This is a genomic window from Streptomyces sp. ISL-36 (assembly GCF_018614205.1).
GTDB lineage: Bacteria > Actinomycetota > Actinomycetes > Streptomycetales > Streptomycetaceae > Streptomyces.
This window is the reverse complement of the sequence record NZ_JAGGOS010000031.1, coordinates 1-10,179: the sequence shown is the minus strand read 5'-3', so window position 1 is coordinate 10,179 and position 10,179 is coordinate 1. Positions and strand designations below refer to the sequence as shown.

Annotated in this window: 10 protein-coding genes; 6 read left to right on the top strand and 4 right to left on the bottom strand. The window is 72.4% G+C overall.

Annotated features, from left to right (window positions below; translation table 11 throughout):
* The 3 genes from J7E93_RS08370 to J7E93_RS08360 form a co-directional block, all read right to left on the bottom strand.
* The coding region (locus J7E93_RS08370; protein WP_251066244.1) for an ABC transporter ATP-binding protein at positions 1 to 1,255 on the bottom strand (1,255 nt) is incomplete at its 3' end.
* Positions 1,252 to 2,985 carry an ABC transporter ATP-binding protein gene (locus J7E93_RS08365; RefSeq protein WP_215066991.1) on the bottom strand — a complete coding sequence of 578 codons (1,734 nt, stop codon included), beginning with the start codon at positions 2,983 to 2,985 and terminating at the stop codon, positions 1,252 to 1,254. The genes J7E93_RS08370 and J7E93_RS08365, both read right to left, overlap by 4 nt.
* A 12-nt stretch (positions 2,986 to 2,997) precedes the next feature.
* Positions 2,998 to 3,600: an NADPH-dependent FMN reductase gene (locus J7E93_RS08360; RefSeq protein WP_215066989.1), complete on the bottom strand. Its 603-nt coding sequence runs from the start codon at positions 3,598 to 3,600 to the stop codon at positions 2,998 to 3,000.
* A gap of 67 nt (positions 3,601 to 3,667) precedes the next feature.
* Here J7E93_RS08360 and J7E93_RS08355 point away from each other — a divergent pair, with 67 nt between their 5' ends.
* The 5 genes from J7E93_RS08355 (at position 3,668) to J7E93_RS08335 (ending at position 8,218) form a co-directional block, all read left to right on the top strand.
* A complete protein-coding gene (locus J7E93_RS08355) occupies positions 3,668 to 4,447 on the top strand; it encodes an aminotransferase class IV (RefSeq protein ID WP_215066987.1) in 780 nt (259 codons plus the stop codon).
* Positions 4,448 to 4,544: 97 nt separating this feature from the next.
* The gene (locus J7E93_RS08350; protein ID WP_215066985.1) at positions 4,545 to 6,248 is read left to right on the top strand and encodes a right-handed parallel beta-helix repeat-containing protein; all 1,704 of its coding nucleotides are present in this window, start codon (positions 4,545 to 4,547) and stop codon (positions 6,246 to 6,248) included.
* Positions 6,245 to 6,652, top strand: coding sequence for a hypothetical protein (locus tag J7E93_RS08345; RefSeq protein ID WP_215066983.1), 408 nt, complete (start codon positions 6,245 to 6,247; stop codon positions 6,650 to 6,652). The genes J7E93_RS08350 and J7E93_RS08345 overlap by 4 nt, the downstream gene beginning before the upstream one ends.
* Before the next feature lie 330 nt (positions 6,653 to 6,982).
* Positions 6,983 to 7,489 carry a hypothetical protein gene (locus tag J7E93_RS08340; RefSeq protein WP_215066981.1) on the top strand — a complete coding sequence of 169 codons (507 nt, stop codon included), beginning with the start codon at positions 6,983 to 6,985 and terminating at the stop codon, positions 7,487 to 7,489.
* 111 nt (positions 7,490 to 7,600) lie between these two features.
* A complete protein-coding gene (locus J7E93_RS08335; protein ID WP_215066965.1) occupies positions 7,601 to 8,218 on the top strand; it encodes a class F sortase in 618 nt (205 codons plus the stop codon).
* Positions 8,219 to 8,231: 13 nt separating this feature from the next.
* Here J7E93_RS08335 and J7E93_RS08330 read toward each other — a convergent pair whose 3' ends face one another.
* A complete protein-coding gene (locus tag J7E93_RS08330) occupies positions 8,232 to 9,011 on the bottom strand; it encodes a TSUP family transporter (RefSeq protein ID WP_215066963.1) in 780 nt (259 codons plus the stop codon).
* 218 nt (positions 9,012 to 9,229) lie between these two features.
* Between J7E93_RS08330 and J7E93_RS08325 the strand changes: the two genes are divergently transcribed.
* Positions 9,230 to 10,179 (top strand): NAD(P)/FAD-dependent oxidoreductase (locus J7E93_RS08325; RefSeq protein ID WP_215066961.1); only part of this gene is annotated, 950 nt, incomplete at its 3' end.

Genomic DNA, 10,179 nt, shown 5'->3' with positions numbered 1-10,179 from the left:
CCTCATAACGGAACGCCACCCGCTCGAAGGAGACACGGCCGGTCACGGGCTGCGAGTGCTTCCCCGGGCCGGAGGCCGGGGGTGTCGCCGTCCCGCTCCGTCCGGGCCGCCGGGCCTCGACGGGCGCCGGGGACTCCTCGTCCGCGTCGAGGAGGTCGAAGACCCGTTCGGCGGAGGCGACTCCGGACTGCAGCAGGTTGGCCATCGCCGCGACCTGCGTGATCGGGCCGTTGAACTCGTAGGAGTACTGGATGAACGCCTGCACGTCACCGATCGACAGGGTGCCCGAGGCCACCCGCAGCCCGCCGACGACCGCGATCAGGACGTAGTTGACGTTGCCGACGAAGGTGAGGGCGGGCTGGATGAAGCCGGACATGAACTGGGCGCGGAAGCTCGCCGTGTACAGCTCCTCGCCGAGCTCCTCGAAGCGCGCCACTGCCTCGTCGCGGCGCCCGAAGGCGACGACCTCGGCGTGACCGGTGATCATCTCCTCGACATGGCTGTTCAGCCGGCCCGTGACGGCCCACTGCCGCACGAACTGCGGCTGGGCGCGCTTGCCGATCCGGGCCGCCACGAGTACCGACACCGGCACGGTCACGAGCGCGACCAGCGCCAGCAGCGGCGAGATCCAGAACATCATCACCAGCACGCCCACGAGGGTGAGCAGCGCCCGGACCATCTGACCGAAGGCCTGTTGGAGGGTCTGGGTGATGTTGTCGATGTCGTTGGTGGTGCGGCTGAGGATCTCGCCGCGCGACTGCTTGTCGACGTACGACAGGGGAAGCCGCGCCAGCTTGTGCTGGGCCTCTCGGCGCAGCCGGTGACCGGCCCGCTGGACGACGGTCGTCGCGAGCCGCTGCTGCAGCCAGTTGAGCGCGGCGGAGCCGGCGACCAGTGCGAAGGCGAGGGCCAGCGACCGGCCCACCGCCCGGAAGTCGACGCCGGCCGGGCTCGCCGCGCCGGAGATCACGAGGTCGGTGGCGCGGCCGAGGACCAGGGGGCTGAGGACGGCGAGGAGGACGCCGGCGGCCGCGGCGGCGAGCACGCCGAGGACCCTGAGGCGCTCGGGTGCCATGGTGCGCAGCAGACGCAGGCCGGAGGAGCGGAAGTCGATGGAGCGTTCGAGGGAGGGCGTGGCGAGCCCGGGTCCGCGCTGGGGAGCGGCGGGCCCGCGGCGCTCGGGCGCGGTGCGGCTGCCGGTGGGCGGGCCGGTGGATTCTCCGGCAGGGGTGCTCGTGGTCGTGGTCGCGCTCATGCGGCTTCCTCCTCGGTGAGCTGGGAGAGGACGATCTCCCGGTAGGTGGCGTTGTCCCGCATGAGCTCCTCGTGGGTGCCGCTGCCGACGACCCGGCCCCTGTCGAGGACGACGATCCGGTCGACGTCGCGGATGGTGGAGACCCGCTGGGCGACGATCACGACGGCCGCGTCGGCGGTCTCCGCCTTCAGCGCCGACCGCAGGACGGCGTCCGTCCTGTGGTCGAGGGCGGAGAACGAGTCGTCGAAGAGGTAGACCCGCGGGCGGGCCACCAGGACCCGTGCGATGGCGAGCCGCTGGCGCTGCCCGCCGGAGAGGTTGGTGCCACCCTGCGCGACCGGCCCGTCCAGGCCCTTCGGGAGCTTGCGTACGAAGTCGGCGGCCTGAGCGACCTCCAGGGCGTGCCACAGCTCGTCGTCGGTCGCGTCGGGCTTTCCGTACCGCAGGTTCGTGGCCACCGTTCCGGAGAAGAGGTACGGCTTCTGCGGCACGAGTCCGACGGTGCGGGCGAGCAGCGCCGGGTCCATGGCGCGGACGTCGACACCACCGACGAGGATCTCGCCGCCGGTCGCGTCGAACAGCCGGGGGACGAGGCCGAGGAGGGTGGACTTGCCGCTGCCGGTGGACCCGATGACGGCCGTGGTGCGGCCGGGGCGGGCGGTGAGGTTCACCGCGTGCAGGACGGGTTCCTCGGCGCCGGGGTAGCCGAAGTCGGCGCCCCGGATGTCGAGTCGGGCCTCCTCACGCAGCCGGCGGACAGGAGCGGAGGGCGGGGCGACGGAGGGCTCGGTTTCGAGGATCTCCCGGATGCGTTCGGCGCCGACCTCGGCCCGCGGCATGTGCATCATCAGGAAGAGCACCATCATCACCGACATCATGATCTGCAGCAGATAGCCGAGGAAGGCGATCAGTGACCCGGCCTGGAGGGCGCCGGACTCGATCCGGTGGGCTCCGCCCCAGATGATGCCGACGGTCGCCAGCTCCCAGACGACCAGCACGATCGGGAACATCACGGCCTGGAGCCGGCCGACCCGCAGGCCGACCGCGCGCAGCTCGTCGTTGGCCGCCGCGAACCGCTCCTGCTCGTGGCGGTCGCGGACGAAGGCTCGGACGACCCGGATGCCGGTGATCTGCTCGCGCATGACCCGGTTGACCCGGTCGACGCGTTCCTGCATGCCGGGGAAGAGCGGCCGCATGCGCAGGACGACGGTGCCGACGGCCCCGGCCATCAGCGGGACGAAGAGCAGCATGAGGAGGGCGAGCGGGACGTCCTGGTCCAGGGCCATGACGATGCCGCCCACGCACAGCAGGGGCGCGGCGACGAGCATCGTCAGGACCAGGACGGCGAACGTCTGGACCTGCTGGACGTCGTTGGTGGTCCGGGTGATCAGGGAAGCGGTGCCGAAGCCGCTGATCTCGCGGGCGGAGAAGTCCTGGACGCGGCGGAAGACGGCGGCGCGCAGATCGCGGGCGATGCCCATGGCGATCGTGGCGCCGAAGTAGACGGCGGCCGCCGCGGCGGCGGCCTGGAGGAGGGTGACGGCGGCCATCAGACCGCCGCCCGTCAGCACATGGGTGGTGTCGCCGCGCAGGACGCCGTTGTCGATGACGTCGGCGTTGAGGGTGGGCAGGGCGAGGGAGGCGAGGGACTGGACGAGCTGGAGGAACACGACGAGGGCCAGGGTGCGCCGGTAGGGCCGTAGCCGTCCGGCGACGAGTCCGAGAAGCATGGTCCGGGCCTCTCACGCCGCGTAGGGGCGGACGGACTTGGCGTCGTGGAGGGCCCGGGCCCACCAGGCGACCTGGTCGAGCATCGACTTGGCGGCGGCGTCGGGGCCCGTGGGGTCCTTGTGCCGCCCGCTCTCGTCGAAGTGGCTGTGCGCGTTGTGGAAGGAGACGGTGTCGCGGACGGTGACCGCGTGCAGCTCGGCGTAGACCTGGCGCAGTTGCTCGACGGCGCGCAGACCGCCGGCCATTCCCCCGTACGAGACGAATCCGACGGGCTTGGCCTGCCACTCCGTGAAGTGCCAGTCGATGAGGGACTTGAGGGAGGCGGGGAAGGAGTGGTTGTACTCGGGGGTGACGACGACGAAGGCGTCGGCGGCGGCAAGGACCGGGGTGACCGCGGCCAGTTCGGCGCGGACGGCGTCGGAGGGGTTGTGGGAGAGGGCGGTGGGCAGGTCGGTCTCGGCGAGGTCGAGGACGTCGACGGTGAAGTCGTCGCGCTGGGCGGCGTGGGAGAGGAACCAGTCGGCGATGACGGGCCCGAAGCGGCCCTCGCGGTTGCTGGCGACGACGACGGCGAGCTTGAGCGGCGTGGAGTCCGCGGAGTTCGTGATGTCCATGCCGACGATCGTGGTACCTCAAGTTTAGTTGAGGTCAAGCGCTGATCTTCGGGCCTACGGTGGAGCCATGACTCAGGCATCCGCACACCCCGTGCACATCGAGGTCGACGGCTCCCCCGCGGCCGCCACCGCCCTGCTCGCGAGCCTCATGACCGGCTACGGCCACTTCACCGCGATGCAGGTACGGGAAGGGCGGGTGCGGGGCCTCGACCTGCACCTCGGCCGCCTCGACCGCGCCAACCGGGAGCTGTTCGGCGAAGGCCTCGACGGGGACCGTGTCCGGGCCCTCCTGCGGGGCGCCCTGGAGGCGGCGGGCCGCCGGGACGGGGCGGTGCGGGTGTACGTGTATCCGGACACCGCCGGAGGCACCCGGACCGTGGTGACCGTGCGCGAGCCCTTCCTCCATGTCCCGGCCCCGCAGAGCCTGAAGACCGTCGACTACTGGCGCCCGGCGGCGCACCTCAAGCACCTCGGCGGCTTCGGCCAGTCGTACTTCGGCGAGGCGGCCCGTCGCGAGGGCTTCGACGAGGCCCTGCTGACCTCCCCGTACGGCGAGATCGCGGAGGGCGCCGTCACCAACATCGCCTTCTGGGACGGCACTTCCCTGATCTGGCCGTCGGCTCCCTGCCTGCACGGCATCACGATGGCCCTGCTGGAGCCCCGCCTGGGGTCGGTACGGCGCCGGGTCGCACGGGGGGACCTGCCGGAGTTCCGGGCGGCCTTCGTGACGAACTCGCGGGGCATCTCGCCGGTGGACCGGATCGACGAGGTGGAGTTCGCGGTGGACGAGGAGCTGATGGGGCGCGTGCACGCGGCGTACGAGTCGGTCCCCTGGGACGAGATCTAGACAACCCCGGTGCGGGGGCAACTTCCCTCGCCTCAGCCGCCGTTCAGCCCCTCGGGTACCATCGACGGCTCCAGGCGAGCGGCATGGGGGTCCAGGAATGGTCACGAGGTACGTCGTCTCGCCGTGGGGCGGGCGTCGTGCCCACCGCGACATCACCTCCGCCCTCCGCGCCGCGGCCGCACGGGGCCGGGCGGCGCTGATCGAGATCGCGCCCGGCCGTTACGAGGAGGCGCTCACCGTCCGGGGCGAGGTCCGGTTGGTCGCGACCGAGGGCCCGGGCACCGTGGTGGTGAGCCGGCCTCGCGGTGCCGTACTGGACACCTTCGGGTCGGTTCATGTCCAAGGCCTCACACTGACCGGCCGCGATGCCGACGTCGTCGGCTGCCACGCCGGAACGCTCACACTCGAACACACGGAGATCCGGGCACACAACGGCGTCGGACTGCACGCGCGGCCGAACACCTCCGTGACCCTGCGCGACAGCGTGGTCCTGCACGGCCGCACCCTCTTCACCGGGGCCGGCGGACTCGTCGAACGGTGCCGGTTCACCGCGGCCGCCGACAATGCGATCGCCGTGATCGAGGGCGCCCACGTCGCGGTCCGGGACAGCCGGATCGAGGACAGCCGGATCCACGGTGTGCGCGTCTCCGACGCGCGCGCCGAGGTCACCGGCTGCGAGCTGACCGGCACCGGGGAAGCGGCCCTCATGGCGGACGCCCGGGCGGAGCTCACCGTGGCGAACTGCGTGATCACCGCCGTGCACGGGGAGGGGATCATGTTCGTCGAGCAGTCCCGGGGCTCCGTGGACGACACGCGCGTCACCGACGCGCGCCACGGGATCGCCGCGACGACCGGCGCCGACCCGGTGGTGCGCCGCTGCGTCCTCACCGACTGCCGCGACACCGGCATCATCGTCCAGTCCGCGGCCCGGGGCCGGTTCGAGGACTGCCTGGTCGTCGACGCGGGCAACGTCGCCGTGTTCTCGACCGAGGGGGGCGCTCCCGAGGTCCACGGCGGCCGCATCGCGGGAGGCAACGTCGGCATCGCTGTCACCGACGGCGCACGGGGCCGCTTCGCCGGGATCGGGATCGCGGATCTGACGGGCACGGCGCTGCGGGTCTGGGACGGATCCAGAGGCGTGTTCGAGCACATCCGCGTGGACCGCTGCCCGTCGGGCCTGGACACCCGCGGGGACGGCGGCACCACGGCCGACCTCGCCGACGTGGCGTTCCGTGACTTCGCCATCACAGCGGTGACCGCCCTCGGCCACACGAGGATCACGCTGAAGGACGTGTCGGCGGAACGCGGGGTCGTGGGCTTCGGCGCCGGCGAGGAGGCCCAGCTCTTCGTGCACGACAGTGGTGTCACGGCGGTGCGAGTCGGCGGCGCCGTCGCGTACGGGACGGCGAGGCTCGTCGCGAGGAACCTCACCGTGAACGGCTCGGAGGGAACCGGCTTGAGCGGGGCCAACTCCGCCTACCTCGACGTCGCGGACAGCGAGTTCTCCGACTGCGCGACCGCGGGCGCCATTTTCGCCGACGAGTGCGCCGGGCGCCTGGTGGACTGCGCCGTGAGCGGTACGCGGGGGGCCGGCGTGCTCCACAACGGCCGCGTCGACCTCGTCTCGCTGCGCACGTCGCTGACGGTCCTCAAGGAGACGGTCCGCACGGTCGAGCCGACGCCGACGATCATCACGTACGACGGCCCGGTCTTCCACGGCCCGGTCTCCCACGCCCAGTTCGCCTGGAACAACGACAACGTCGTCCAGCAGCAGACCGAAGAGGATGGTCCCCGCACATGAGCGACCCCCGGAACGCGCAGCCCCACGACGGCCCGGTCTTCAACGCCGCGGTCTCCCATGCCCAGTTCGCGTGGAACAACGAGACGGTCACCCAGAACCAGCAGGACAACAGCGCTGTCGCCCCGGGGTTCGAGGCGCTCGCCGCACTCGTCACCGACCTGCTGCGGCAGCTGCCCCAGTCCGGTCTCCCGGACCAGGACCGCGAGCACACCGAGTCCGCGGCCCGAGACGTCCTCGCGACGATCAGCGGGCCGGACGCGCCCGAGGCGGGCAGGGTGCGCCGCGCGCTCGCCGCGCTCAAGGGGACGCTTGCTCCGGTCGCGACCGGCGTGGTGGCCGGTACGGCGGTGGGGGCGCAGGAGTGGGCCCGGGCGGCGATCGAAGGCCTGACCGGCATCGTCTGACCGGCACCGGTCGATCGCCCCGTCGGCATGGTCGGACCGGCCTGGCCCGACCGGCATGGTCCGGCCAGCGGTCTTCAGGGGCTCCGGCGGGGCGCGCCGGGTGTCACCCGTTCGACACGGTCCGTCACCTGACTCCTCGTAACCCGCGCTGACCTGCGTAAACAATGCTCTGGCAAGGCGACACACCGCACCGGACGGCGTAATTCTGACCCTCCATCAGCAGGCGCGGGGCGCTCAGCGGCTCTTATCTCGGACTCAGGAGGTCGGTCCCGGGAAGTCCCTCCCGGGGGGACCACCCCGGCATGACCGCTCGCGCCCCGGAGGACCCTCATGCGCACCACTGCCCGCCTGCTCACCGGTACCGCGCTGGCGGTCGTCTCGATCGGCGCCTTCGCCGCACCGGCGGCGTACGCCGGGAACTCAGAAATCCTCGAGGTCTACCCCTCCTCCGCGACGCCCGGCACCACCGTCACCGTCAACACCCTCGCCTGCGGTTCGCACGGCCACGGCATCGGTGACGCCCAGTCCCTCGGCGCGGGGGACTTCCAGCTGCATCCGAGCACGCACAAGGAGGTCGTGGTCGGACAGTTCACCGTCCCGCACCACGCCAGGCCGGGCACCTACGGCATCAGCGTCGCGTGCGACAACGGCAGGACCGCTCGTGGCGACCTCGTCGTCAGGCACAAGGGCCCGAGCGGCCACGTCCAGACCGGTGTGGGTGGCAGCGTCGGCCCCGACACCGCCCAGGTCGCGGCGGGCGCGGCGGTGCTGGCCGCGGCTGCCGTGGGCGGTACCTGGCTCCTGCGTCGCCGGGCGAGCGGCGCGCAGGGCCGCTGAGGGGTACCGCACGTCCTGCCCCCGCCGCGCGCCCGCATGAGGCCCGGCGGGGGCAGGACCACATCCCACCCCGAAAAGACCTTCCGCCAAGGACCGTCGAGAAGGGTCCCGATGAGCACCAAGAGAAAGGGCTGGGGCATAGCCGTCGCCGCGTGCGCCGGTATCTGGCTCGTCCAGAACGGCTCGGAGAACGTGACCCCACCGGTCCCGTCCGCGGCCGAGGCCTTCGCCGCCGGGCCGAACGCGCACACCGACGCCGCCGCGGACCCGCTGCCGCCTTCCGCCCCCCTCCGGCTGCGCATCCCCGAGATCGACGTCGACACGCCGATGATGGAGCTCGGCCTGGGCCGGAACGACGCGCTCGACGTGCCGCCGGCGAGCGACCGCAACATCGCCGGCTGGTACAAGGACGGCACCCCACCCGGCGCCAAGGGCACCGCGATCGTCGCAGGCCATGTCGACAACGCGCAGGGGCCCGCCGTCTTCTACGCGCTCGGCGCGCTGAAGAAGGGCAACCGGATCGAGGTCGACCGCCAGGACGGCCGTACCGCCGTGTTCACCGTCGACGCCGTCGAGGTGTACGAGAACGAGCGCTTCCCGGACGAGAAGGTATACGGGGAGGCGGACCGGGCCGAGCTGCGGGTGATCACCTGCGGCGGCGGGTTCTCCAAGAAGACCGGCTACCGGGGGAACGTGGTGGCCTTCGGCCACCTCATCGGGGTGCGCTGAGCGACACGTCCGGTCAGCTCCACTGGTCGAAGGCGAGCTTCGCGACCAGCGAGAGGACCACGAACAGCAGCACGCCGCGGACGAACTCGGAGCCCTTGCTCAGCGCCATCCAGGCCCCGATCATCCCGCCGGCCAGGTTGAACACCGCCATGACCGCCGCCAGCTGCCACAGCACGCTGCCCTGGTAGGCGAACATCGCGAGCGCGCCCGCGTTGGTACAGACGTTGACGATCTTGGCGGTGGCGGAGGCGGTCACCAGGTCGAGGTGGAGCACCGCGGTGAGGGCGAGGACCAGGAACGTACCGGTCCCCGGACCGAACAGGCCGTCGTAGAAGCCGATCCCGCCGCCGACGAGCACGATCGCGGCGACGATCCGGGCCCGGGTGGCGGGGGCCTTGTTCTCGTTCCCGGTGCCGAAGGAGGGCCGCAGCATGACGAACGCGGCCACGCCGAGCAGCACCACCATGATCACGGGCCGCAGTACGTCGCTGCTGATCCCGGCGGCGAAGAAGGCGCCGCCCATGGAGCCGGCCAGGGCCGCGAGCCCGATCCGTACCGCCGTCCTCACCTGCACCGGCGCCTTGCGCACGTACGTGACGGCGGCGCCGGACGTGCCGACGATCGCGACGGCCTTGTTCGTGCCGAGGATCTGGGCGGCCGGCACCTGGGGCAGCCCCAGCAGCAGCGCGGGCAGCAGGAGCAGCCCTCCCCCACCGACCACGGCGTCGATCCAGCCCGCCACGAGCGCGGCGACGCAGAGCAGGACGAGCGTGGTCAGGGAGATGTCAGGCATGATCGCGAGCCTAGGGAGGCGATGGGTGTGCCGTCCATCGATCCCTGGAGTCTTGAGCTTCACCTGAGGTTGTCGCGGTGCCGCCTCATACCGGCGCCCCGCGCCGCCGTGGGAACCGCGCGCCTCACAGTGGGCCCGACCCGGATCTGAGGTCAGCGTTCCGTACGGGAAACAGACGGGATGCCGACGGGTAACACCCGCCCCGCACTCTTCGAGACATGAGTACACGGATCGTGGTGGTCGGAGGCGGAACGGCGGGCGTCCGGCTCGCCCAGCGCCTGCCCGTCACCCTCCTCGGCGAAGAGCCGCACGCACCCTACAACCGGGTGCTGCTCGCGGACGTCCTCGCCGGGCGGTACGCGCCCGAGGTGATCGCGCTGCCGGCTCCGCAGGAGCCGGTGCGGCGCGGTGTGCGGGCGGTGCGGATCGACCGCGCCGCCCGGATCGTGGAGTGCGAGGACGGGACCGAGGTCGGCTACGACCGGCTGGTCCTGGCGACCGGTTCCAACCCGGTGCTGCCGCCGCTGCGCGGCCTGCGCGGTTCACAGCTGCCGGCGGGCGTCCACCCGTTCCGTACCCTCGACGACTGTCTGGAGCTGCGGGCGCTCGTCCGGCCCGGGGTCCGCGCGGTCGTCATCGGCGGCGGGCTGCTCGGAGTCTCCGCGGCCCGCGCGCTGGCCGCGCTCGGCGCCGAGGTGGTGCTGACCCAGCAGGGGGAGCGCCTGATGGAACGGCAGCTCGACGCACACGCCTCGGCGCTGCTCCGCGAGCACGTGGAGTCGCTCGGGGTCGAGGTGCACACCGAGTGCCGGGTCAGCGGCCTGCGGCAGGACGGCGGCGCGGTGACGGCCGTGGAGCTCGCCGACGGCTACGTGCTCGACGCCCAGGTCGTGGTCCTGGCCTGTGGGGTCCGGCCGCGCGTCGGCCTCGCCCGGGACGCCGGCCTCGACGTCCGCAAGGGCATCGTCGTCGACGACGAGCTGCGGACCTCCGACCCGTACATCCACGCCATCGGCGACTGCGCCGAGCACGACGGCCAGGTCTACGGACTGGCCGGCCCGGCCCTGGAACAGGCCGACGCGCTGGCGACCGTCCTGGCGGGCGCGGGCTCCGCGTACGCCCCGGACGCCGGTCCGGACGCCCCCGCCGCTCCGGGCAGCGGTCCGGG

What these genes read in the sequence shown, in the direction of transcription:
- J7E93_RS08345 (WP_215066983.1), top strand. Translation starts at nt 6,245, where the DNA reads ATGAGCGACCCCCGGAACGCGCAGCCCCACGACGGCCCGGTCTTCAAC.
- J7E93_RS08365 (WP_215066991.1), bottom strand. Translation starts at nt 2,985, where the DNA reads ATGCTTCTCGGACTCGTCGCCGGACGGCTACGGCCCTACCGGCGCACC.
- J7E93_RS08350 (WP_215066985.1), top strand. Translation starts at nt 4,545, where the DNA reads ATGGTCACGAGGTACGTCGTCTCGCCGTGGGGCGGGCGTCGTGCCCAC.
- J7E93_RS08340 (WP_215066981.1), top strand. Translation starts at nt 6,983, where the DNA reads ATGCGCACCACTGCCCGCCTGCTCACCGGTACCGCGCTGGCGGTCGTC.
- J7E93_RS08360 (WP_215066989.1), bottom strand. Translation starts at nt 3,600, where the DNA reads ATGGACATCACGAACTCCGCGGACTCCACGCCGCTCAAGCTCGCCGTC.
- J7E93_RS08355 (WP_215066987.1), top strand. Translation starts at nt 3,668, where the DNA reads ATGACTCAGGCATCCGCACACCCCGTGCACATCGAGGTCGACGGCTCC.
- J7E93_RS08330 (WP_215066963.1), bottom strand. Translation starts at nt 9,011, where the DNA reads ATGCCTGACATCTCCCTGACCACGCTCGTCCTGCTCTGCGTCGCCGCG.
- J7E93_RS08335 (WP_215066965.1), top strand. Translation starts at nt 7,601, where the DNA reads ATGAGCACCAAGAGAAAGGGCTGGGGCATAGCCGTCGCCGCGTGCGCC.